Annotated in this window: 16 protein-coding genes and 10 pseudogenes; 13 read left to right on the top strand and 13 right to left on the bottom strand. The window is 68.4% G+C overall.

The window, feature by feature from the left end; genetic code table 11:
• Positions 1-50: 50 nt before the first annotated feature.
• A pseudogene (locus ACFY2B_RS35230) lies at positions 51-131 on the top strand (LysR family transcriptional regulator); the annotation flags it as partial.
• Positions 132-303: 172 nt separating this feature from the next.
• Here the strand turns inward: ACFY2B_RS35230 and ACFY2B_RS35235 are convergent.
• The 4 genes and pseudogenes from ACFY2B_RS35235 to ACFY2B_RS35250 all read right to left on the bottom strand — a co-directional run.
• Positions 304-841, bottom strand: a pseudogene (locus ACFY2B_RS35235) (deoxyribose-phosphate aldolase); the annotation flags it as partial.
• A 236-nt stretch (positions 842-1,077) separates the two neighbouring features.
• Positions 1,078-2,523 carry an MFS transporter gene (locus ACFY2B_RS35240; protein WP_390767124.1) on the bottom strand — a complete coding sequence of 482 codons (1,446 nt, stop codon included), beginning with the start codon at positions 2,521-2,523 and terminating at the stop codon, positions 1,078-1,080.
• Positions 2,524-2,685: 162 nt separating this feature from the next.
• Complete coding sequence (locus tag ACFY2B_RS35245) at positions 2,686-3,231, bottom strand: TetR/AcrR family transcriptional regulator (protein ID WP_390767125.1); 546 nt, start codon at positions 3,229-3,231, stop codon at positions 2,686-2,688.
• Positions 3,232-3,415: 184 nt separating this feature from the next.
• Positions 3,416-3,772 (bottom strand): annotated as a pseudogene (locus ACFY2B_RS35250) (transposase); the annotation flags it as partial.
• Positions 3,773-4,465: 693 nt separating this feature from the next.
• Here ACFY2B_RS35250 and ACFY2B_RS35255 point away from each other — a divergent pair.
• Positions 4,466-5,426: pseudogene (locus ACFY2B_RS35255) on the top strand (SDR family NAD(P)-dependent oxidoreductase).
• A gap of 475 nt (positions 5,427-5,901) precedes the next feature.
• A complete protein-coding gene (locus tag ACFY2B_RS35260; RefSeq protein WP_390767126.1) occupies positions 5,902-7,548 on the top strand; it encodes an immunity 49 family protein in 1,647 nt (548 codons plus the stop codon).
• Between the two features lie 210 nt (positions 7,549-7,758).
• On the opposite strand, the gene ACFY2B_RS35265 is transcribed toward ACFY2B_RS35260, so the two are convergent.
• Positions 7,759-9,267 (bottom strand): glycosyltransferase family 39 protein, encoded by a 1,509-nt coding sequence (locus ACFY2B_RS35265; protein WP_390767162.1) that lies wholly within the window; start codon positions 9,265-9,267, stop codon positions 7,759-7,761.
• A 511-nt stretch (positions 9,268-9,778) separates the two neighbouring features.
• Between ACFY2B_RS35265 and ACFY2B_RS35270 the strand changes: the two are divergent.
• Positions 9,779-10,100, top strand: a pseudogene (locus tag ACFY2B_RS35270) (transposase); the annotation flags it as partial.
• A 91-nt stretch (positions 10,101-10,191) separates the two neighbouring features.
• Here ACFY2B_RS35270 and ACFY2B_RS35275 read toward each other — a convergent pair.
• Both ACFY2B_RS35275 and ACFY2B_RS35280 read right to left on the bottom strand, forming a co-directional pair.
• Complete coding sequence (locus ACFY2B_RS35275) at positions 10,192-10,560, bottom strand: transposase (RefSeq protein ID WP_390767163.1); 369 nt, start codon at positions 10,558-10,560, stop codon at positions 10,192-10,194.
• 73 nt (positions 10,561-10,633) lie between these two features.
• Entirely contained in the window at positions 10,634-11,389 is a 756-nt protein-coding gene (locus ACFY2B_RS35280; protein WP_390767127.1) for a hypothetical protein, read from the bottom strand.
• A gap of 88 nt (positions 11,390-11,477) precedes the next feature.
• Here ACFY2B_RS35280 and ACFY2B_RS35285 point away from each other — a divergent pair.
• The 4 genes and pseudogenes from ACFY2B_RS35285 to ACFY2B_RS35300 form a co-directional block, all read left to right on the top strand.
• Positions 11,478-11,699 (top strand): annotated as a pseudogene (locus tag ACFY2B_RS35285) (DUF6192 family protein); the annotation flags it as partial.
• Positions 11,700-12,178: 479 nt separating this feature from the next.
• Positions 12,179-13,204, top strand: a complete 1,026-nt coding sequence (locus ACFY2B_RS35290; protein ID WP_390767128.1) for an SGNH/GDSL hydrolase family protein — start codon at positions 12,179-12,181, stop codon at positions 13,202-13,204.
• A gap of 178 nt (positions 13,205-13,382) precedes the next feature.
• Positions 13,383-13,520 (top strand): annotated as a pseudogene (locus ACFY2B_RS35295) (DUF6192 family protein); the annotation flags it as partial.
• A 3-nt stretch (positions 13,521-13,523) separates the two neighbouring features.
• Positions 13,524-13,951 (top strand): annotated as a pseudogene (locus ACFY2B_RS35300) (RacP protein).
• Positions 13,952-14,217: 266 nt separating this feature from the next.
• On the opposite strand, the gene ACFY2B_RS35305 reads toward ACFY2B_RS35300, so the two are convergent.
• Together ACFY2B_RS35305 and ACFY2B_RS35310 are read right to left on the bottom strand one after the other, a co-directional pair.
• Positions 14,218-15,144 carry a zinc-binding dehydrogenase gene (locus ACFY2B_RS35305; protein WP_390767129.1) on the bottom strand — a complete coding sequence of 309 codons (927 nt, stop codon included), beginning with the start codon at positions 15,142-15,144 and terminating at the stop codon, positions 14,218-14,220.
• A gap of 233 nt (positions 15,145-15,377) precedes the next feature.
• Positions 15,378-15,932: a TetR/AcrR family transcriptional regulator gene (locus ACFY2B_RS35310; protein WP_390767130.1), complete on the bottom strand. Its 555-nt coding sequence runs from the start codon at positions 15,930-15,932 to the stop codon at positions 15,378-15,380.
• Between the two features lie 250 nt (positions 15,933-16,182).
• On the opposite strand from ACFY2B_RS35310, the gene ACFY2B_RS35315 reads away from it, so the two are divergent.
• Positions 16,183-16,953: an SDR family NAD(P)-dependent oxidoreductase gene (locus ACFY2B_RS35315; RefSeq protein ID WP_390767131.1), complete on the top strand. Its 771-nt coding sequence runs from the start codon at positions 16,183-16,185 to the stop codon at positions 16,951-16,953.
• A 536-nt stretch (positions 16,954-17,489) separates the two neighbouring features.
• On the opposite strand, the gene ACFY2B_RS35320 is transcribed toward ACFY2B_RS35315, so the two are convergent.
• Positions 17,490-18,176 (bottom strand): hypothetical protein, encoded by a 687-nt coding sequence (locus ACFY2B_RS35320; RefSeq protein ID WP_390767132.1) that lies wholly within the window; start codon positions 18,174-18,176, stop codon positions 17,490-17,492.
• A 32-nt stretch (positions 18,177-18,208) separates the two neighbouring features.
• On the opposite strand from ACFY2B_RS35320, the pseudogene ACFY2B_RS35325 reads away from it, so the two are divergent.
• Positions 18,209-18,796, top strand: a pseudogene (locus ACFY2B_RS35325) (ATPase, T2SS/T4P/T4SS family); the annotation flags it as partial.
• Between the two features lie 79 nt (positions 18,797-18,875).
• Here ACFY2B_RS35325 and ACFY2B_RS35330 read toward each other — a convergent pair.
• Positions 18,876-19,015 (bottom strand): annotated as a pseudogene (locus ACFY2B_RS35330) (IS5/IS1182 family transposase); the annotation flags it as partial.
• Between the two features lie 217 nt (positions 19,016-19,232).
• On the opposite strand from ACFY2B_RS35330, the gene ACFY2B_RS35335 reads away from it, so the two are divergent.
• Positions 19,233-19,766 (top strand): GNAT family N-acetyltransferase, encoded by a 534-nt coding sequence (locus tag ACFY2B_RS35335; protein WP_390767133.1) that lies wholly within the window; start codon positions 19,233-19,235, stop codon positions 19,764-19,766.
• A 255-nt stretch (positions 19,767-20,021) separates the two neighbouring features.
• On the opposite strand, the gene ACFY2B_RS35340 is transcribed toward ACFY2B_RS35335, so the two are convergent.
• Positions 20,022-20,207, bottom strand: coding sequence for a hypothetical protein (locus tag ACFY2B_RS35340; RefSeq protein WP_390767134.1), 186 nt, complete (start codon positions 20,205-20,207; stop codon positions 20,022-20,024).
• 168 nt (positions 20,208-20,375) lie between these two features.
• On the opposite strand from ACFY2B_RS35340, the gene ACFY2B_RS35345 reads away from it, so the two are divergent.
• Together ACFY2B_RS35345 and ACFY2B_RS35350 are read left to right on the top strand one after the other, a co-directional pair.
• Complete coding sequence (locus tag ACFY2B_RS35345) at positions 20,376-20,591, top strand: hypothetical protein (RefSeq protein WP_390767135.1); 216 nt, start codon at positions 20,376-20,378, stop codon at positions 20,589-20,591.
• The gene (locus ACFY2B_RS35350; RefSeq protein ID WP_390767136.1) at positions 20,588-21,049 is read left to right on the top strand and encodes a hypothetical protein; all 462 of its coding nucleotides are present in this window, start codon (positions 20,588-20,590) and stop codon (positions 21,047-21,049) included. The genes ACFY2B_RS35345 and ACFY2B_RS35350 overlap by 4 nt, the downstream gene beginning before the upstream one ends.
• A gap of 26 nt (positions 21,050-21,075) precedes the next feature.
• On the opposite strand, the gene ACFY2B_RS35355 is transcribed toward ACFY2B_RS35350, so the two are convergent.
• Positions 21,076-21,759: a maleylpyruvate isomerase N-terminal domain-containing protein gene (locus tag ACFY2B_RS35355; RefSeq protein WP_390767164.1), complete on the bottom strand. Its 684-nt coding sequence runs from the start codon at positions 21,757-21,759 to the stop codon at positions 21,076-21,078.
• Positions 21,760-21,831: the final 72 nt, after the last annotated feature.

Genomic DNA, 21,831 nt, shown 5'->3' on the forward strand with positions numbered 1-21,831 from the left:
GATCGGTTGGAACCCGCGAGCTGGACTACCTCGTCACCGTCGAGGAAGAACTGCACTTCGCGAAAGCGGCCGAGCGGTTGGGTATCAGCCAGCCGCCCCTCTCCCGGGCAATCGCCCGCCTCGAACGCCGCGTCGGGACAGTACTGCCTCACCGGACCAGCAGGCGCGTAGAGCTGACCCCAGCTGGCGAGTCCTTTCTGGCGCACGCGCATGAGATTTGGAGGCGATCGCGGCAGCCCCGCGCCACGCCCGCCAGGCAGCCCGCGGAGACCGTCTCATCGTGGCCGCACGGCCGGGCACATCTGCCGTGCCGCCCAGTCCACCGGCTATGGCGATGGACCTGGTCACGGCCTCGGCACCGAGGTCGTTGCGGAGCCGGCCCTCGAGGGGGTGCGGCGGCTGATGAACGGCTCGACGAACACCGGGAGCCGGCGCTCGGCCATCTCGTCGATCACCGGGCGGTGGACTCCAGGGTGTTGAGCGATCCCGGGTCGTCGTAGTCGATCTGCAGCAGCAGCTTGCCCGCGTCGAAGCCGAGCCGCTCGATGTCCTGCGGCCGGTGGCCGGTGAACCGGTCGTCCAGCTCGAAGGACGCCCCCTGGAGGCCGCCGCGGTTCATCGAGCCCATGACGACCTTGTGTTCGAGGGCGCCGAGCAGCAGCAGGTCGTCGAGGATGTCGGCGGTGGCGAGCACCCCGTCGACACCGGGCGGCGACAGCGCGAGACACAGCCGCTCCAGCAGATCGGCGCGGCTCGCCATGGCCATCGCGCGGTCGCCGACGCCGAGGGCGCCGCGGGCGGGGTGGTCGGCGGCGACGATCATCAGCCGACCGGTGTCCCCGTCCCGCCCCGATGGTCAGCTCCCCGCCGCTCTTGCGCTGCGCCAGGCCGCAGCGGCGGCCCCGGTCAGCCGGCGCACTATCACCGCGGCCATCGCTCAGTAGACCCACGACTCCGAACTGCGCGGCTGGTGTTCGTAGTCGCGCACTTGCCGGCGGCGCAGCATCAAGATCCCGTAGGCGCGCTCAACGGTCACCGCCCCTCGCCCATCACCCTCGCAAGGGGCGATGTCGTGACTCAGGCAGAGATGCCAGATTCTGCCTCGTGCTGCGCGGAGCCCCCGACGGGTGTCGACAGGGTGGGGGCGGGTCGGCGCAGGGTGCGGGCGATGCCGACACCGAGGAGGGTGAGGGCGGTGGCGGTAAAGCCTGCAGTGCGCAGGCCCGGGACGAGGTCGGGGCCGGTCGTGGTGTGGAGGCCGGAGTCGGCGATGGCGACCAGGATCGCCAGGCCGACGGCGGAGCCGATCTGCTGGGTGGTGGAGGCCATGGCCGAGGCGATGCCCTGATGGTGGACATCGACTCCGGTTCCAGCCGCGACGAACATGGCGGTCCAGGCGATGCCCTGGCCGAGGCTGAGCAGGACGACGCCGGGCAGCAGGGCCGGGTAACTGCCGCCGGGGGACATCGCCAGGGCCAGGGCTGTCATGCCGACGGCTCCCAGGAGCAGGCCGGTGATGATGGTGGCCCGGGTGCCGACCTTGCCGAGCAGCTTCTCGCTGAGCTTGGTGCCGACCATGCCCACCAGCGCCGAGGGCAGGAACGCCAGGCCGGTGGCCAGGGCACCGTAGCCGCGGACGTTCTGCAGGTAGACGGTGAAGAAGTAGTACTGGGCGCCAAAGGTGCCCATGAAGACGAAGGTGATGCCCATCGCGGCGACCAGGCTGCGGTTGCGGAACAGGCGCAGCGGCATCAGTGGGTGGGCGGTACGGGCTTCGATGAGCAGGAACAGCCCGATGAACAGCACGCCGGCCAGCAGCGAGCCAATGGTCTTGGCGGAGGTCCAGCCGGCCTCGGGGCCCTGTACGACGGCGAAGACGAGGGCGGTGAAGCCGACCGTTGCAGTCAGAGAACCGGCCAGGTCGAAGCTGCGGCCCCGCTCACGCGGCGCATCCTTGGGGACGATGGCGAAGGCCGCGGCGGCGGCGCCCAGGGCGAGGGGGACGTTGACGTAGAAGACGGCTTCCCAGCCGAAGTAATTGGTCAGGATGCCACCCAGCAGGGAGCCGAGTGCCAGGCCGACGGCCCCGGCGCCGCCCCAGATCGCAAGGGCCCGGTTGCGTGCGGCGCCTTCGGTGAAGGTGGTGGCGATCAGAGAAAGGGTGGCGGGCAGCAGGAGGGCGCCGCCGAGGCCCTGGACGGCGCGGGCGGCAACGAGTAGTTGGGGGTCGGTGGCGAGTCCGCCGGCCAGAGAGGACAGGCCGTAGAGGGTCAGGGCAGTGGAGAAGATACGGCGCTGGCCGAGGATGTCGGCGGCCCGGCCGCCCAGCAGCAGGAAGCCGCCGAAGGCTACGGCGTAGCCGCTGACGACCCACTGCAGGCTGTGCGGGTCGAAGCCGACTTCGCGGCCGATCTCCGGCAGGGCAACGTAGACGATGTTGTAGTCGATGGCGCTGATGAACTGGGCGAACGCCAGCAGCGCCAGCAGCAGCCCGGTCCCGCGTCGCGGGGAGGGGGACGACATGAGGAGACAGCCTTTCATTAGTAAGCGGTTGACCGCTTACACAATGGTCAAAATAACGGGCCGCCCGGAGCGGCCAGGTTTGACGCACTAGTAAGCGGTTGACCGCTTACACAATGGGTCAAAGTAATGGGCCGCCCGGAGCGGCCCGGTTTGACGCCTTACTTAGCCGCGCAGCGTGCGTGCCCAGGGGGCGTCGACGGAGGCAGCGTTGATCGCCACCACGGCATTGCTGAGCAGTCCGCTGGCGAAGTGGCGGCGGATCTGCTCATCCGAGGCGCCGGAGACGGCGCGGACGTACTCGACCTGCTTGGCGTAGCAGGTGCGCACCGCCTCACCGATGACCGGCTCACTCGCACTGCATTGGGCGTGCATGAGGATCATGAGGACGTCCCGATCGGCGATGACGTCGTCGTACGAGGCCGTCATCGCCTTCAGGACCGTTTCCGGATCGGTGCTGTGCACCGATGCTGCCGCCGACGCGGCAGCATCGCGCAGGCGGCCCGAGCAGTAGTCGACCAGGGCTGCGAACAGTGTCTCTTTGTCCTTGAACAGCCGGTACAGGTAACCCTGCGAAATACCGGCAGCCTTCGCCACGTCCATCGTCGAGGTCCCGTAGTATCCGCGCTCGGCGAACGCCTTGATCGCCGTACGCATGACCGTCGCCCGGCGCTCCTCAGCGGTGGAACGCTGTCGTGCCCTCGTTTCCATGAAAGTAATTAACCACTCGCATCTGGAAGGTGTCAACCTCACGCCCGGTCACCCGCGACGAAGGCCGCCACCGAGGCGAGGATGGCAGCTTCCAGTATCGAAGGCGACGCGGCTGCGGCGGCAATGATGACGGTGACCCCAGGCTTCGCCGATCGCGATCACCTGCCGCCGCTCGGTCGGTTTCTGCCGCCCGGCTCGCGGGTGTCCTGTCGTACCGCGTGGCGACGCCTCGCCACGCCTTCAGCTTGTTGATCAGCCTCTCGACGGTGTTCCGTTCCTTGTAAAGGCCGGCGTCGTGGCTGACGGGCCTACCGCCCCTGCTGCCCTTCTTCTTCCGGTTGGCGGCCTGGTCCCTCTTCTCCGGGATGACCGCCTTGATGCGGCGTCTGCGCAGGTGGGCGCGGTTGCTGCGGGACGAGTACGCCTTGTCGCCGGCCACTGCGTCGGGCCGGGTGCGGGGACGGCCGACAAACCCGCGGACACGTACCTTCTTGAGCACGGGGATGAACTGCGGGCTGTCGGCGGCCTGTCCCACGGTCAACTGCCCGTGGTCGCCGTCGGTCGTCGGTGCGGGTCCGCCGGTCGCGGCCCACGCTCCCAGAGGCTGGTCCGGCACGTTCTCGTCGGTGTCCTCCGTCTTGTAAATGGCCAGGCCGCGGGACTGGTAGTTGGGCAGTGCGGCGGGGCCGTCGAGGGTGCAGGTGTGCACCCATACGCGCGCGACGGGCGGGAGGCCGGTGCGGTCGGGGAGGGTCCAGGCGGCGGCGATGCCGTGTTCGAGGAAGCAGCCGCCAAGGCGGCGGCCGAGTGCCTGTTCGGCGAGCCCGAAGTAGAGGATCTCGACGTGCGTGCCGTCCGCCTCGACGACGGGGTGGAGGTGCACGTGGCCCATCGGGACGCCCTCGCTGCAGAGGATCCAGAACTCAACGCCGGGCACGTCCAGCTCGTCAGCCCACTGCTGTCGCATCCAGCCGAGCCGGTCGGTCCAGTTCCAGTTCCCGCCGACAAGCGCGTAGAGGAAACGGGCGTACTCCGGAGTGATCCCGGTGGCCCGGTCAAGACGCACACCCTCGGGGAAGGGGCGGGGGCCCGCGCGCTGGGTTCGAGCATCTGCAGGGACCAGGTCGTAACATTCATCGGCGTTCTTCCGCACGGGGTCGGTGGGCGGGTGCTACCGGATGACGACGCGGACGAAGCGGGCCGTCGTGGTTCCGGTGTTGCGGTAGGAGTAGCGCTGCGCGGCTGCACGCCCTTCAACTCCTCCAGCACCGCGGACGAGGTGCTGCGGGACATCGACCTCACCGGCGTCCGCGCGATCGTGACGGGAGCCTCCTGCGGACTCGGGATCGAAACGGCTCGTGCGCCGACCGCTGCCGGGGCGGAAGTGACGCTCGCCGTCCGGAACACGACTGCGGGTGACGCCGTCGCCGAGACGATCGGAGAGGCGACCGGAGGGATCCGGCCCCGCGTCGTCCCGCTCGACCTCGCCGACAGGGCCACCATCACACGGTTCGTCGATGCGTGGGGCGGCCCGCTTCACCTGCTGATCAACAACGCCGGCGTGGTCACCGGTGGCCTCGAACGAACGTGTGAGGGCTGGGAGCTGCAATTCGCGACGAACCATCTCGGCCACTTCGCGCTGGCCACCGGCCTTCACCACGCCCTGGCCCAGGGAGCGGCCGACCGCGACGGAGCACCGATCGTCTCCGTCAGTTCGGCGGCGCACATGCGGTCCGGCATCGACTTCGACGACCTCCACTTCGAGCGTCGCGGCTACGACCCGCAGATCGCCTACGCCCAGTCGAAAACGGCGAACTCCCTCTTCGCCGTAGAGGCGACCCGCCTCTGGGCTGCCGACGGCATCGTCGCCAATGCGGTGAACCCCGGCGGTATCGCGACGGGGCTGCAGCGGAACTTCACACCGGACCAAAAGGCGTCGCTCGACGCGGCCGAGGCTGCCGGAGTCTTCACATTCAAAACGGTCGAGCAGGGAGCCGCGACGAGTATCGTCGCGGCCGTCGCCCCCGAGTTCGCTCACTCCGGAGGCCGCTACCTCGACGATGCACAAGAGGTCCTACACCGTGCCGAACGACGCCGACCTCGCGCAGCACCCGCACGGTGTCAAGGAATGGGCGCTCGACCCCGCCACTGCCAGGCGCCTCTGGACCGTCTCGACCGACCTGCTTCGCGTCTGACCTCTCGACGCCACAGCAAGCCGCATCAGGGCAACCTATCGCACGCCCGTGAGAGTGATCCGAAAGGGAAGACCCAGCAACCTGTTGTCGGCGTACGACCCACTCTGATCTGACTGACGCGTGGATCGCCCCTACCGATGAAGTCGCGGGCGAGACTTTGACGAAGCGGCCGGACCGGCAGTGATCGTCTGCCATCCTGGATGCGGCAGTCGCATTTTCTCTTCCCTGCTGTCGCGGGGGTGCTCCTGCTGCCGGTGTCGTGCCGCCTCAGGCGGTCTTCCCCACGGTCGTGGGGTCCGCCCTTCCGGCTGGAAAGCCGGAAGGGCCTTTTAAGCTGTCCGTACGGACGGCACGAGGGAGCAGCACAGTGCGGATAGAGCGGCATCAGGTAGGCGAGGCAGTCGTTTCGGCGACACGGGAGGACTTCGCGAACAGGATCGGGGGGCAGGTCCGGTCCATGTCGAAGGCCGGCCGAATGGCCACCTACGAATGGCGGTCGATCGCCGACGAGTTTCTCAATTACCTGGGTGCCCTGTCCGTCGAGACGCCCAGCCTCGACACTCCGGAAGCCAAGGCCGCTCTCAAAGACGCGGCCGAGGCCGCGGCCGGGGCCGTCTGCTTCGCGGCGTACTACCCACACTGCACCTTCCAGGTCTTCCTCGACTACGTGAACTTCGGCATCAGCTACGACCCCAGCGACGAGGATGACGCCGAGGAAAGCGTCACCGCCGGCGAATGGATCGACGCGCTCTGCCTCGCGATGCTCACGGACAAGGCCAAGTGGCATGGTGAGGCATTCCACTTCGCTCGGGAGAAGTTCACCGAGAAGGCCAAGGGAAGCCCCGCCGGCGAACTCGTCACGGGTTTCATGGCGCAGGTACTCGACGACACCGGAAACGACCAGGACTACCCGCCGAGTGCGCAGGCGAAGCTCGCTGCCATCGACGCCGCGCTGGCCCGGATCCGCAGCCGGGCCAAGGAGACCGGTGAAAGCCTCCTCGACCGGCGGGAGAGCGTAGCGCTGGGGGCCCTGCGTGCACTTGCCGCTGAGGACCGGAATGCCTTCGACTCCGGGCTGGCCGCCCTCCTGCTCGCCCACACCGCTGTCCACGGCCCCTCCGCCTCGCCGAGCAGCCTCCTGCCTCTCCTGCCGCTCGGCCTGGCCGCGCTTGCGTACCGGACCCATGGCTGGAAGCCGGCTCCCCACACCGACTACCTCCCCCACGCCCTGGTCACCGGCTTCGAAACCCGCGGCCCAAGGGTCGCGGGCTTCGGCCGCGACCGGCGCCCTGACTCGGTCGCCGCGCTGGCCGTCGGCCCGCTGGTGGTCGAACGGCCGGCATACGACGGGACCGTGAACCCGCAGAGCGAGGCCCTGTTGGACCAGTACACCCGGGAAGCGTTCACGCCGGAGGAAGGAAAAGCCCTCGCCGTATGGGAACTCGGGAGGGCCATGCGCTACCAGGAGCTCCTCTTCAGGTGGCGCGCAGGGGACTCCGCTGATGTCACCGACGCCCAGCTCGCGAATCTGCGGCTGGCCTCCCAGATCGGGGCGGCCCTGTTCCGCATCGCCCTGGCGGAGCCGGGCACAGAGGCCGAGGTGACCATCGACGGCCGGAATCTGCGCTACCCGGCCGAGCGAGGCGAAGCGGCCGGCGCCGGCACCTGGGAGAACGCCACCGGCTTCGCCCTGATCACCGGCGTTCGCGAGGACCTCGCCCCCCTGGTCCTCACGGGCCCTACGGTTGCCGGCAAGGACGGCTCCGCCTTCGCCGCGTACCGGGAGGCTCTCCACACCTACCTGAGGGGCATGGATCCCGAGTCGCCGGTGACGCGGGCACTGTGCGAGGCCGAGAAGGCCAAGGACCGGGGCTACTTCCCACCACCGGCCGTACTGCTGTCGCAGCTCGTGGAGGGGGACGAGGAGAGCTTCAACCTGGCTCTCGCCGATGCCCTTGAAGCCCACCGCGATCATTACCAGGTCGCTGGCCGCGCCGACGATGCCGACGCCACGATCAACCTCAACGTCCTCGCCCTGGCCTGCCACGCCCGCCGCCGGGGCTGGAACATCCGGGTCGAGTCCCCCTACCTGCCCCAGCGGCTCCTGCGCTTGTCTTTTTAAAGGGGGTCCGCGTTCGGACGGCGGGGCTGAGGCCGGCATCTGTGCTTTGGGCCGAGCTGCCGTAGCGTGAGGGATTCCTGGGTTGGCTTCTGGCCCCCGGTTGCTACATATCAATGGTGTCCTTCAGGCCCTGCGTCGATGCTGCCACGATCACCCGAACAGGAACCCCGTTCGATCACACACGCTCACGCCCGGAATGCGGATGGCTTCTCAGCGAGGCGTTGGCCGGCGTTCATACACTGTCACCCTGCGGCCGCGAATCTGTTTGTCGGCCACCGGAGTGAAGTATCGGCGCAGGACAGCGGTCTTCATTCTGTCGCGGGCGGCCGTCACCGGACGGGCCACCTGAGAGGCGTCCGTCACCAGGAGGACTCGGTGTTCGGCCAGGATTGCGGCACGTATGCGATCCGGGGCCGCTTCCACGCCTTTCAGGGTGCCGGACTCCTCCGGGGTCTCCGCCAGGGCTATGTCCCGCAGCCCTGCGAAGGCGTTCGGGGAGACAGACCTGGTGTCCCTGCGGGCCGAGGGGACGAAGACCACCGCATCCCTGGTCTGCTTCAACTGTCGTATGTCCGAGGCAACCGCCAGGACGTCGTCCACCCTGCTCGCCGGGGATCGCTTGGCCAGTGACTGCGGCAGCAGGGCCGGTATTGCCACGGCGAGCACAGTGGGGAGTATCCACCTCGACGCTCCCGGGAAACGGGGCTTGGCCGCCCGTACCGCCGAGCCGACGGCCGCGCCAATCAGCAGTGCCAGCCCCAGCATGCTGTAGAGGATGTAGCGGTCCAGGAAGATCGGCTGGATCAGAGACAGCGTGATGAGGCCGAGTTGCGGCACCGCCAGCAACGGCAACCCCACGGCCGCCGACGACAACCGCCCCGCCCGCGGCTGGTCCAGCAGTGCGCCGACGCCGCCCATCGCCAGCAGGACCCCTGGGCCGATCAGCATGTGCCAGGACAGGGGCGGGATCCAGGACAGCTGCGCGGACTGGCCGCGGCTGAACACGATCAACGGCAGCACACCGGCGGTGGCGCACCCGGCCGCCACCGCCCAGCGAGCCAGGACTCCGCGCTCGGCCCGGGTCCAGAGCAAGGTGGCCAGGTGTGCCGCGAGGATCATGAGCGAGAGCCAGTTCAACAGGGCCATGAGGAGGACGGCGGTGCCGTAGGCAGACCAGTGGCGCGTCCGGACCGGCCGGTGGAGGACGGTCACGAGGAGCAGGGTGGATATCCCGGCTCCGGCCGCCACCAGCGCGTACGACCGGCCCTCCTGGAGATAGAACTGCACGGCCGGCAGCAGCGCCAAAGCCATTCCGCCGGCCAGGCCCGCCCAGGCGCCGGCCAGTCGGCGGCCGATGACGGCCACGCAAGCCGCTGCGACCGCCGTGGCCAGCACCGACGGCAGCCGCAGGGTCGTGGTGCTGGGGCCGAAGCACTCGAACAGTAGATGCATCAGCAGGTAGTAGAACCCATGGACCACGTCTACGTTCGCCAGCATGTACCAGATCTCCGCCGTCGAGCGTTGGGCCACCTGCCAGGTCGCGGCCTCGTCCCGCCACACGCTGTCCCGCCGCGACAAACCCCACAGGCCGAAGGCGAACGTCCACAGCACCGGCACCAGCCACACGACAACGGTGTGATACGAGGAGGTCGGTGCCGCAGCTGGCCTTCGGGACAGAGAAAAGCGGGATGCCGTCTCTAACTCTCGGCCGGCCGGCATGAAGAAGGGCTCCCGAGGCGGTTGTCGCACCGTGACCTGGGCCTGCCCGGCGTCTCCGCCCGGGCGGTCGAAGGGCTGTTCGGCTCCAGCGTCGCCGGGAAAGCCGCCGGGAAGGTCACTCATGGTGGGTACCGCCTTGGCCATATCGATGTGATGGACAGGCCATTCTCCCCTGACCTGGCCTCATCACCCCGGCGTCGGGCGCAGGTTGAAGAGGCGAGTGGTGGTCTTGGGGGGAATGGCTAAGGATCTGCGGGCACTGTTCACTTCCAACGACGGGCAGTTGAAGGCCACGGAGGCGTTCACCCACCGGCAGGGGCAGTGGGCGGTGGTGTGGTGCTGCTGAGATTGCTGATGTGCTTGATGTCGATGGGCCGGGTGGGGTGACAAAGGGGGCGGGATGCGGCTTGTATCTGTCTGATCCCAGGAAGTCGGGCCTTGATGGCTGTGTGCTTCCATCGTCGTTGCCGTGCGCCTGGGTGCACTCCATGCCAAGCGGTACGTCAGAAGCATGCCTGCGCGACGCCCCTACTCGAGTGATCTGTCCGATGCCCGCTGGGAGTTGATCGAGCCGGTGCTGTCAGCCTGGCGCTTCGAGCGCCGCGGCAGGGCCCTGGACTTCGGCCGGCCACCCGAACACGACCTCCGCGAGATCATGAACGTGATCCTGTACGTGGACCGCACCGGCGTCCAGCGGCGCTGCCTTCCGCACGACTTCCCGCACTGGAACACGGTCTACGGATACTTCGCCAAGTGGACGAAGGAAGGGGTGTCCGCCGAGCTCAACGGCCTACTCAGGCAACGGCTGCGGCAGAGGGAAGGACGGGACAGGCCGAAACTGCGGACTGTCGTGCCGGTGCCCGGCAGTGATCAGCAACGACAGCGGTTTCTGCCCCTGCTCGGTCGCGAGGTGGATCTTCGTGGTCAGGCCGCCCCGGGAGCGTCCGAGGCCGTGGTCGTCCGGCTCGGTGTCGATCCCGCCGGGCGGCTCGCGCTGCAGATCCCTTTTTTACGCGCGCCGGCGGCGTGCTGGTGGGCACGGCAGACTGTCGAGTCCACGCTCACGTCCCAGGTGATCAGACCCTGCGCGTCGGCCTGGACCTGCAGTTGCTCCAGGATCCGCTTCCAGGTGCCGTCGCGCTGCCATCGGCGGAACAGGTCGTAGATCCGGTCCCACGGGCCGTATCGCTCGGGGACGTCCCGCCACGGGGTGCCCGCTCGGGTCCGCCACCGTATCCCGTCGATCAGCTGCCGACGTGTCCACGTCCGCGGCCTGCCCGCCTTCTTCCCCATCGGCAGCAACGGCTCCAACTGAGCCCACTGCCGATCTGTCAGATCCCTCGCGCCACACCATGATCATCGCAATTCAAGATCCACTTTCACAACAGACCCTAGTCAGGTCGACGCCCCGGATGCCGAGTACCTCGCTGGCCCGGGCCGCGTTGCTGATGTCCAACGAGAGGATCGCGCGGTCCCGGTTCGAGCGCAGGGCGCCGAAGAGCTCGTTCCACCGCTCATCGGGAATCTCCCGCCGTCTGGCCTTGGGAATCTTAGGGTTGTAGCGGATCCGGCCTTCGGGGCGGAAGGGGTCCAGCGGATTCTGGTGAGCGTGCGGGCGGCTGCCCCTGCGATCGAGTGGCACCGGATTGACCAGCGGGCCGTGCCCGGTCTCAATCCAGAACTCGTAGAAGCTGCGGATGACTGCATTGCTGTGCCGGATCGTCCGAGGCTGGTACTGGTCTCCGGGGTTCCACTTGCGGGTAATCGGGTTGACCGTCCCTGCAGTGGACGCTGATTTCGTACGTGGCGAGTTGCGTGGCTTGGTCGTCAGCTTCAGCCAGAGCACCAGGTCCCGCACCTCCGCCGACGTGGCCCTGTCCCACTCGACCTGAACAACATGCAGCCACCGCCACCACCGCAACAACGCGTACGCGTAACTGCGTACAGAGCCGGGCCTGTTCCGGGCGACGAAGTCCCGCAGGAACCGCCGAATGGGATCGACCGCCTCCCCCTCCGGATCGACCACGAACCAGGGCACCACGCCGTCCGACGGCACGACCTTGCCCCACCTCGGCAGACGGATCGAACCGAGATCCCGTTCCACCTCATCCAACGACCTCACGCAGCTCTCCTTCGCTTTGCTGCCTGAGATCTATCGGTCGGCCCCTACCCGACTCGTCCAATGTCTCGGAGTGTCGTCCGGTAATCCGGTCAACAAAGACACCGCCCGCCACCAGGTCAACCATGCCCAGGTCGAGCGCGGTCGGCAGGCCCGCGAGCACTTCGAGGAGAACAGCCCTGTCGCTCCGGCGATCCGCGCGATCGACCGGTCGGTGGAATTCCTGGATCTGGTCACGGCCTGCCACGCGTTCGTCGCGGCGTCCGGCCGGGTCGTTCCGGGCCTGCGCGACCGCCAGCTCGGCGATGATGAGGCTCCTTGAATCTCCTCACCCGGTGCTCGGGTCTGGGACAGACCTGCTCACTGAGATTCCCCACCCACGGACCGCCGACCTGGACCCACCCCTCAGGAAGACTTTTGGCCACGCACGCTGCGACAACCGCGCCGGCCACGAAACTCGTTTTCGACGGCCACTGATCTGTGCGACACGGCCGACCGGATGCCAGGCGCCTTTGGCCCTTCCGGACACGGCCACACCGCCGGACCCGCGCGACGAGTGGGCAAGCTCCTCCTCCTTCGCGTCGTGATCACATCCAGACTCCTCGACTGTGCCTCCCCAGCACACCTGCTGAACAGGAGAGACGGGCGCACGTGAAGGGCTGTCCAGGAACACCTGGTTTGGTTCGCGCCTGCTGGAATATCGCATTCCGTATGTGAATGAATACGGAGCGTTCCAGCTTGCTTACTTCTCCTTGTGAGCCTCGACGAAAGGGCACAGGCATGTCTTCGGCCATGCGTAAGACGACGAAATCCCCGGTGGTGCGGCGGCTGGCTGCCGCGGCCGTCGCGTTGGGCAGCTGCCTGGCGCTCGCCGGCCCGGCGGGAAGCGCGGGCGCGGCGCCTGCCGACCCCGTGCCGACCGTCTTCTTCGGCGACTCGTACACCGCCAACTTCGGCATCGCGCCCTTCAACCAGGACGGCAAGAGGGACTTCTGCTTCCAGGCGAAGGAGAACTATCCCACCGTCGCCACCCGGCGCCTCGCGGACAAGGGCATCACGCTCGACGTCCAGTCGGACGTCTCCTGCGGAGGCGCCCTCGTCCACCACTTCTGGCAGGAACAGGAGCTGCTGCTGCCCGGCATGACGGTCCCGCCGCAGCAGGACGCGCTCAAGCAGGACACCCAGCTGACCGTGGGAAGCATGGGCGGCAACACGCTGGGCTTCAACCGCATCCTGAAGCAGTGTTCCGACGAACTCCGGAGCCACCCTCTGCTGCCGGGAGAGCCGGTGGACAAGGACGAGCCGGCCTCCAAGTGCGGTCAGTTCTTCGAGACCGGTGACGGAAAGAAGTGGCTGGACGGTCAGTTCGAGCAGGTCAGTGGGGACCTGGAGGAGCTGCTCGACCGCATCGGCTACTTCGCCCCCGACGCGAAGCGCGTCCTGGTCGGCTACCCCCGGCTCGTGCCCGAGGACACCACCAAGTGCCTGACCGCGGCGCCCGGTCAGACGCAGCTGCCGTTCGCCGACATCCCCAAGGACGCCCTGCCAGTCCTGGACCAGATCCAGAAGCGGCTGAACGACGTCATGAAGAAGACCGCCGCTGACGCCGACGGCGGCGCCGACTTCGTCGACCTCTACGCCCACACCGGCAGCAACACCGCGTGCGACGGCGCCGACCGGGGCATCGGCGGCCTGCTGGAGGACTCCCAGCTCGATCTCGGCGCCAAGCTCCCGTGGTACGCGCACCCCAACAAGAAAGGCCGCGACATCCAGGCCGAACAGGTGGCCGACACGGTCGAGCAGATCCTCAACCGGTAAGGGAACTCGTCCCTCAATGAAGCCCCAGGTCACCGCCTGGGGCTTCGTCGTGCGGCTGTCCCCCGGGCCGGGCAACGCGAGCGGCCTGGTTTCCACGAGCGCGCAGCCCCGCCCCACCCTTGCCGACGGCAACCGAGTGGGGAACGGAGAGCAGCCCTGGTCGTTTTTACGAAGCCTCATCAGCGATGACGAACGCGTGATCGTCCACGAGAACGTCGCCCGCGTTCGCGCCACGCTGGACTGGATCGAGACAGCCGTCGACACCGGGAAGGTCGACGTCGACGGCGAACTGGCCCGCCTCCTGCAAAGCGAGTAGGCGATGCCGCGCGCCTCCGAGCGCAGATCGGCGGCGTCCCTGCGGCACGCCGACACCGTCCGGTTCGTGCTCTTCGAAGCCCGTCCGGCCGGCCTGTCCTTCCCCCAGCTGGTCAGGTCCAGCGAGCTGACGCCCAGCCAGGCCCGCGCGGGCTCGGCCTGCCTGCGGGACATCATCGCCGAACGCGGCTGGCGGCCCCTGATCTGGACGAAGAAGGACGGCACAGGTTCTGCACCGAACCTGCCGAACTCCAGGCATATGAGGACGCGGTCATCCGGGAGAAGCTCACCGAGATCCGCCGCTTCATTACCGGCGTCGTCGCCCCGCACGCGGCCCTGCAACCGAAGGGACGGTGGATCAAACACCTGAACACCCAGCTCAGCTCGGTCGAGTCCACCCTCGACGTGATCGCCGACTACATCGACGCCTGACCGGGCTGGAGGAGGCTGGAGTGCCACGGCCTCGCTCCCATCATTCGAGCGGTCCCCGGATTATGTCCCTCCAGCCGAAGTCGACCACTGCCGGGACCGGAGCCGACGGTGAGGGTGGCCTCCCGCGCCGACCGACCGGGGCGGACATGGGCCCGGCCGGCGGGCTGAGGGGAGGGTTAGCCCGAAGCCCTGCCGGGCTCACCCCGACGGGGTGAAAGCCGCGGCGGACTCAGGACGAATCGGTGCGTATTGGGGCAGCTTTCGTACTAGGCGACGGTCAGGACCGCCTTGCCCCGCAGGCGGCCCTCCGACATTTCCTTCAGGGCCTGGCCGGCGCTGGTCCAGTCGCCGCGGCGGCCGATCTCGACATGGAGCCGGCCCTGCGAGGCCAGGCCCAGTAGTTCCGCCATGTCGCCTGCGTCCCGGCTGCCGTCGCCGTCGGCGTAGACGAAGTGCCGCAGGGTCAGTCCGGTGCCCCCCTGGAGCAGGTTGAAGAAGTCCAGGGTGATCGGGCTGCCGCCGGCCTGCCCGAACCACAGGAACTGGCCACCGGGGCGCAGCTTGTGCGCGGCCTTGGACCCCAGGTCGCCGCCCACGGACTCCAGCACGATGTCGAAGGCGCCGCCCTCGACCGCGTCGATGTCCAGGACGACCTGGGCGCCCAGCGCCGTCATGTGCTCGGTCGGCTGGCCTTCCGCGGCCACCGCGGTGATCTCCGCGCCCTCGGTGACGGCGAGCTGGATCAGGACCTGCCCGACCCCGCCTCCCACGCCGGTGGCCAGGATCCTGCGCCCCTTCAGCGGGCCGGCCAGGGCCAGCAGTCGCTGGGCGACCAGGCCTCCCAGCGGAAGCGCTGCCGCGGCAGCGGACTCCACGTTGGCCGGAATGACCGCCAGGCGGTCGGCTGCGGCGGCCACGTACTCGGCGCCGGCGCCGCCGGCGGGCAGATGGAGGGCCACGCGGCTGCCCGTCGCGGGCCCGCTGCCGTCCGCGGCTGCCTGCTCGATGATCCCGGCCGCGTCGATGCCGGGCCGGTAGTCCTTAGCGTGGCCGCTCAGGTACAGGAAGTCCGGCCGGTTCAGTGCGATGTCGGTGACCTTGATCAGCGCCTCGTGGCGCTGCGGGACAGGAAGGTCGGCCTCGCCCAGCTCGGTGAGCGTCTTGGGGTTGCCAGTCGGGATGAGCGCGCGCATGACAGCACCTCTCTACAAAACGGTAGCGGAACTACCGTTTCACTCTAACGCGCAAAACGGCAGTACGACAACCGGATCTCATTCAGGGGCGACACCCCGGGCGGAAACCGCCCGGACCGCATTGCCGACCCCGTTCCTCGCCGTCGCCTCCTGGGGCGACGGCGAGGCCCGGGTTCCCGGGTCGGACGCCGGGTCGCGACGTCAGCCGATGGGCCGCTGCGACGCCCTGGGGGCTACGCGGCCGAGGCGCGCAGCCCGGCCAGCATCACCTGATGGGTGAGGTCCCGCTGCCGAGGGGCCGAGGCGGAGTCGGCCATGCGCATGAGCGCCGCCACGTCCTCGGTGGTGACGTCCTGGCGCAGCCGGCCCGTCCGCCGGGCGCGGTCGGCCACCGGTGCGATCAGGGACGTCGCGATCGCCTGGCCCTGCTCGGCCGCGTGGACGCTTGTCTTGCACAGGGCATCGAACAGCCGCAGACCCTCGTCGTCGAGCGCGCAGCCGCGGGTGAAGACCATCCGGAATGCCTCCCAGTCGTCGGGGACGGCGGCCGCCTCCGCAGCGACCTGGCGCGCGTCGCCCACCAGATCCTCCAGTAGCTGGCTGACCAGGTCGTCCTTGGTCGGGAAGTGCCGGTAGAAGGTGGTCGCCCCCACCCCTGCCGCCCGAGCCAGGGCCTCGATGCTCAAATCGGGCCCCTGCCCGGCGAAGGCGAGGCGGGCGGCGTCCAGCAGCCGTTGCCGGTTGCGGACCTGGTCTTTGCGCGGCGCACGTTGCGGTGTAGCGGTCAAGGCGGGCTCCCGACCGGAATGCCCGCCGAGACGGCCGGGGCATCCCGTTTCGACCGATGAATAGATTCGGTAGCCACACTACCGCTTTATGTGGAGGGGGCCGATCCGCCGCAGTGCGTGGCATCCCGCGAGGTGGTTCCCCTGTGATCTACGGCCAGCGCCTCAAAGGCCAGATCCGGATGCAGTACTACCGTTTTGAGTGATACGGTGAAACGGTAGTTGCACATCCGTTTTTTGGAGAGGTGATCTCATGAGCGCACCCATCCCGACCAGCAAGCCCGAGGGACAGGTCGCCCTGGTGGTGGGCGGCGGCCGTGGTCTCGGCGAGGCTGTGGCCCTCAGCCTGGCTCGACGCAGCGCCGTGGTGGTCGTGGCCGACATCGCGAAGGACAACGCGGAGCAGGTGGCTCAGTCGATACGGCGGGCCGGCGGCGTGGCCGAGGCGGCGCAGGTCGACATCACCGACGGCGACTCCGTGGCCGCGCTCGTCGACGGGATTGTGGCACGGTACGGGCGGCTGGACGCCGCCGCCAACATCGCCGGCGTCGTCGGCCCGTACACCGAGGCCGCAGCGCTGACCCGCGAGGCATTCGAGCAAATCCAGGCCGTGAACGTGACCGGGACCTTCCTGGCCCTGCAGCACGAGGCCAGGGCGATGCTCCCCAGCGGCGGGGCGATCGTGAACACCAGCAGCGTCAACGGGCTCATCGGAGTGCCGGGACTGCTGGCCTACACCGCGAGCAAGCACGCGGTGATCGGCATGACCAAGGTGGCGGCGCTGGAACTGGCCGCACGGAACATCCGCGTCAACGCGGTGGCCCCGGGCCCGATCGGGACCGAGGCGGCACTGGAGAACGCCAAGCGGGCCGGGCAAGAAGCCGAGCTGACGGCCGGCATTCCGCTCGGGCGCTTTGGAAAGCCGCAGGAGATCGGGGACGCCGTCGCGTTCCTGCTCTCGGAAGAGGCCGGGTTCATCACCGGGACAACGGTGACCGTCGACGGCGGCTATACTGCGGCCTGAACCAGGACGCATGATCGCCCAAGTGGGTCGGTGCCGAGCCGAACACGCGTAGGACGCGATCGCCTTCCAAGGGTTCGACGCCCACCAGTACCTCGCTGAAGCCCTCGGCGTGTGCTCAGGCCGCTGTGCACCGCCAGCACGGTGTGCTCGGCATCGGGGCCTCCGGTGCCCCAGGCCAGCGTGACCTTGGTGAACAGGCGGCCGGCACCCGAGCCGTGATACCTCACTTCCCAGTGGGTGACTGCGGCTTGGGCGCTCAGAACGCCTTCCCAGGCGGCCAGCCGCTGCTGGAGGTCCTCGGTGAGGAAGTGGGACCGAAGCTGTGATCCCAGGTTGTCCGTACCGTCAGGGACAGCGTCGATGTAGGCGGCGTAGAAGTCGGCCACCCGGTCGGCCGCGGAGTCCGGGCTTCCGCTGCGGACCGCGTCCTGCGTCTGTGTTTCCGTCACTCAGTTTCCTTCTGACCAGGTTCTTTTCCATGAACGCTCCGATGTTCCCGAGGTAAGACCGCCTGTGACGTCAGAAACCCCTCTGCATCACCCGGAGGTGGGCCTGTTCAGGTGGTGCTGGCGCGCGGTGACGAGGTTGTGCCAGCGGTTGCGTACGGCGTCGGCGGTGTCGAGCCAGGTGGTGGTGGAAGGCATGGGGAGCGGGCGGGCGGCCATGAAGTGGGCGATGTCGGCGTAGTAGGCGTAGTCGCCGGTCGAGGTTGCTTCGCGCAAGCGGCCGATGGCGGTGGTGAGGTCGTCGTGTGCGGCTTGTACGGCGTGGTGGAAGGCGAGGGCGGTCTCCAGGAGCGGGGTGAGCCAGGCGAGTCCTGCGACGTCGATGTGGGTGCGCAGGAGGGTGGCGCGGCCGGTGACGTCGTGGTCGGTGCCGGCGTCGCGTATAAGGCCGGCGACCTGGGCGAGCAGTGTGGTGGCGCGCTGGTCGAGCGGTTCCAGGAGCTGGTGGGCGAGGGCGAGTTCGTCGTCGGCGCGCTCGGGGTCGGCGAACGCGGTGGCGAGGGCGAGGCGGGTCTGGGCGATGGCCCTTTCACCTGCCGCACCGTGGTGTTCGGCTTCGGCCCGTGCGTGCTCGAAGGCGGTGATCGCGTTGTCGAAGTCGGCGTGGGGCCAGTGGACGTCGCCGAGGACGCGGTAGTGGCGGCCCTTCCAGCCCAGGCCGGGGACGGCGACGAGGGCGATGGGGAAGTCGCCGCGGATGCGGGCGAGGTTGGCCATGCCGCGGCGGGCGCGGGGGGCGAGCCGGCCGTCTGCAGCGTCACCTCGACGACGACCGGGTCGAGGACATCTGGATCAACGGGCACGACCAGGTGCACCTGAAGTTCAGCGACGACACCGAGCCCGTCCCGGCCGATCCGGCAGCCGAATCGGAGGAAGAACTCCAGGACCTCGTACGCGATCTGATCCGCAACAGCGGGCAGAGCGGCCGTACCTTCTCCACGGCCAGCCCCGACGTGGCGCTGCGCCTGCCGGACGGTTCGCGCTTGCAGGCCCTTCACCCGGAGATCACCGGCGACCGCACGTTCGTGACGATCCGCCGCCACCGGCTGCAGGACGCCACCCTCCAGGACCTCGTCCAGCGGGGCGCCACGGACGCCACCATCGCATCCCTGCTGGGCGCGTGCGTCCGCGCCCGCCGCAACATCATGGTCGTGGGCGAGCAGTCGAGCGGGAAGACGACTCTCCTGCGTGCACTGTTGAAGGAGATCCCGCAGCACGAGCGGTTCGGCACCATCGAGACCGAGTTCGAGCTGTGGGCTCACAGGAACGGTTACCACACCCAGGTGGTGCCGATGGAAGGACGCGAGTCCAACGGCGAACGCGTGGCCGCACCATGGCCGACGGCAGCATCTTCCACACCGACGCCCCGATCCGGCCGGGATGGGTCCTGCAACTGCCCGGCGAACCCGCCACCGGCCTTACCTCCAGCGGAAGACTCCACGGCCGGCCTTTTCGGACCGGATCCGCGCCCTCGCGCCGCAGCATGGTGTGAGCTTGCCGAACTGACGCGGACTCAGCCCGGTGATGAGGCTCCCTGAATCTGGCCCTGACCGCAGTTCCGTGAACGATCTTGGTGGTACGGCGGGCTGCCACCGATTCGGACTCGCCTCGCGACCGCACCGGCGAAGTGCCACGTCATCTATCCGGGCGTCAGCTCGGTGACTCACTCGTCACGTTATGCGGTGCAGGCGGCTTGATGCCTTGTCTTCCGAAGCGGCAGCACGGGGAGCGCCGGTTACCGATGAGGCCGTTGCTTTCGGCAGGATGAGCACCATGACCGAGATCCGTACACCCCGTCTCCTCCTCCGTCGCTGGCATGACGACGACCTCATGCCGATGGCGGACATCAACGCGGACCCGCGGGTCACGCGCTGGATTGACGACGGCTCGGTGCGCGATCTGGAGCACACGGCGGAGGCCATCGAGCGGTGGGAGGAGGAGTGGGAGGAGGAAGGCTTCGGCCTCTTTGCCGTCGAGCTGCTGGCCTCGGGGGAGCTGGCCGGCTTCACGGGTCTTTCGGTGCCCGAGTTCCTGCCGGAGGTACTGCCCGCCGTGGCGATCAGCTGGCGGCTCGGCTCACAGTTCTGGGGTCAGGGATACGCATCCGAAGCCGCCCATGCCACGCTGGAGTTTGCGCTCCAGGACCGCGGCCTCGACCGTGTCATCAGCATTAACCGAGTGGGCGACGACGCCTCCGAGAACGTCATCCGCAAACTCGGCATGGTGCCGGAGCGAGAGACAGCACACCCGATGTACGGCTATCCGCTGCGCGTTCACACCATCGATCTCACCGAGTTCCAGGCGTGAACCAGCAGAGCCGTCGATCGTCACAAGACAGCCGGCCACTGTCCGTACTTCCCCGGCCGCCTTGATCGCCACGGGGTAGTCACCAAGGCAAGAGAGGTTGCTTTCACGTCGCTGACCTGTGCTTTCACGAAACTGCGGCCAGAACCAGATTCAAAGAGCGCCATCAAAGCTGGCGATCGAGCTCGCATAGCGGCCCGGCGGCCTGGTGGCGACCAAGATTTACCTCCACCACGTCAGTACGGCGACCGCGGAAGGCTATGCTTCGCGACCCGGGGGGCCCAAGCCGAACTGCTGGCCGAGGTCAACGACCATGAACAGCAGCGCAATCTGGACCTGGTGCTGGCCGAATTCCGAAACCACCAGGAGGGCATCCTGCCCACCGGCCCCGGCGCCCGCAGCCTCACCGACTTCTTCGCCAGCATCGACAGCAAGCTCGATCAACGGCGGTCCCGAAAACCCAGCGCAGTGACCGGGACATCCTCAACCTGCTGACCAAGCGCGCCAAGACCCTCCACCTCGGAGCGGCGAACTACTGCTGGTTCACCGACCCCTCCCGGGCACTCTGCCTCAAACTCGCCGGCACCCACCGCGGACCGGCCGCTGGTCGGGATGCGTGACTCGGCCCGCTGTCCGCAGGCCACCCACCACCCCTGCCACCGTCCCGTCTGGGCCGAGCACGCCGAACAGACCAAGATCTTCCTCGGTCAGCTCGGCACCACCCGCAAGACCGAACGCACCCGCCTTCAGGCCGACTACGAGCGGGCCCTCCGCATCGTCGCCGAGATCGATGCCGCCGGCACCACCGTCACCGAGGAGTCCGCATGAGAATCTCCGCAGCCCAGCGAGCCGAGAACGAGAACCGTATCCGGGCCGTCATGGACCGCCTCCTGCGCGGCGAGATCCCGCCCGGCGGCAAGTGCGACATCAAGACCCTGGCCAGCGAGTCCGCAGTCGACCGCACCGCGTTTTACGGCACCCGCCCCTACCCACATCTTCGTGTCGAGTTCGAGCACCGTCTCCAGACCCTGCAGCAGGCTGGAGAGATCCCTGATCCCCGCGAAGCCACGATCGCCCGGCTCAAGACAGAGACGACAAAGCTCAAGGAGCGGCTGTCGCATTCGGAGCAGACGATCGACGAGCTCACGGACTTCCGCACCCAGGCCCTGGCCCGGCTCGCCGCCCAGCACGAAGAGATCGTCCACCCGCGAGCCGTCGCCGCCGGGACAGAGACCGTCACGCACCTCCCGAACAGCCGGACCGTCGTGATCGGCTCGTGCAGTTGACCGCAGGACCCGCACTCGACGCGGCGTCAGCCCAGCGTGATCCATCGGATGCCGCGCTGCTCGACCTGGGCGGTCTCCGTCGGGTCGAGCAGCGCGCGACCGGTGACCTTGCGCAAGAAGGTCGGCCCGTCCCAGCCGAGTTCACGCGGCGCGTCCAACTGGTCGGGGCCGATGAGCAGTTCCAGCACCGCCGTCCTGGCCTCCGGAGTCAGCCACGGATCGCGGCCCAGCGAGTCCGCCAAGTCCAGGCCGTGAACCGCGACCTCTACCACCCTGGTGAGCAGAAACTCCGAGAGCAGCATCGCGTCGCCGTGACGAGTACGCACGACTCGGTCTTCCGCCTCGTCCCGGCACATCTGATCCACTTGCTGCCACGTCGCGGCGAAGTCCTCGGCGAGAGCGGTACCACTGGCAAGCCCGGCCGCGTGGTTCTGGGCCAGGCCGATGCGGGCAGCGTTGGTCTGCGGGCTGAATCGATCGTCGGGCCGGTAGTACTCCGCTGCAGTGACCTCAGCCTTGTCCGGAGCGGAGCCGTTCAGCATCTGCGGCAACCACGAGATCACCACCCGGACATGACTCAACAACTGGCGCACAGTCCAGGGTTCACACCGCGTAGGACGATCCCACTCGGTCTCGGGCAGCCCGGCAACCGCACGGGAGAGCTCCCCGGCTTCGAGGCGGAAGGCTTCCAATACACGACCTTGATCCATGCCGATCAAGCTATCAGCGGCTCCACACCGCATCCGAGAGGGTGATCTGCATCACGTCGACGAGGTTGGAAT

Source organism: Streptomyces sp. NPDC001270 (genome assembly GCF_042896695.1).
Taxonomy (GTDB): domain Bacteria; phylum Actinomycetota; class Actinomycetes; order Streptomycetales; family Streptomycetaceae; genus Streptomyces.

Coding starts and splice junctions, on each gene's coding strand:
- ACFY2B_RS35260 (WP_390767126.1), top strand. CDS start 5,902: ATGGCCACCTACGAATGGCGGTCGATCGCCGACGAGTTTCTCAATTAC.
- ACFY2B_RS35335 (WP_390767133.1), top strand. CDS start 19,233: ATGACCGAGATCCGTACACCCCGTCTCCTCCTCCGTCGCTGGCATGAC.
- ACFY2B_RS35345 (WP_390767135.1), top strand. CDS start 20,376: ATGCGTGACTCGGCCCGCTGTCCGCAGGCCACCCACCACCCCTGCCAC.
- ACFY2B_RS35240 (WP_390767124.1), bottom strand. CDS start 2,523: ATGTCGTCCCCCTCCCCGCGACGCGGGACCGGGCTGCTGCTGGCGCTG.
- ACFY2B_RS35245 (WP_390767125.1), bottom strand. CDS start 3,231: ATGGAAACGAGGGCACGACAGCGTTCCACCGCTGAGGAGCGCCGGGCG.
- ACFY2B_RS35290 (WP_390767128.1), top strand. CDS start 12,179: ATGCGTAAGACGACGAAATCCCCGGTGGTGCGGCGGCTGGCTGCCGCG.
- ACFY2B_RS35350 (WP_390767136.1), top strand. CDS start 20,588: ATGAGAATCTCCGCAGCCCAGCGAGCCGAGAACGAGAACCGTATCCGG.
- ACFY2B_RS35265 (WP_390767162.1), bottom strand. CDS start 9,267: ATGCCGGCCGGCCGAGAGTTAGAGACGGCATCCCGCTTTTCTCTGTCC.
- ACFY2B_RS35315 (WP_390767131.1), top strand. CDS start 16,183: ATGAGCGCACCCATCCCGACCAGCAAGCCCGAGGGACAGGTCGCCCTG.
- ACFY2B_RS35355 (WP_390767164.1), bottom strand. CDS start 21,759: ATGGATCAAGGTCGTGTATTGGAAGCCTTCCGCCTCGAAGCCGGGGAG.
- ACFY2B_RS35275 (WP_390767163.1), bottom strand. CDS start 10,560: ATGGGGAAGAAGGCGGGCAGGCCGCGGACGTGGACACGTCGGCAGCTG.
- ACFY2B_RS35320 (WP_390767132.1), bottom strand. CDS start 18,176: ATGGCCAACCTCGCCCGCATCCGCGGCGACTTCCCCATCGCCCTCGTC.
- ACFY2B_RS35305 (WP_390767129.1), bottom strand. CDS start 15,144: ATGCGCGCGCTCATCCCGACTGGCAACCCCAAGACGCTCACCGAGCTG.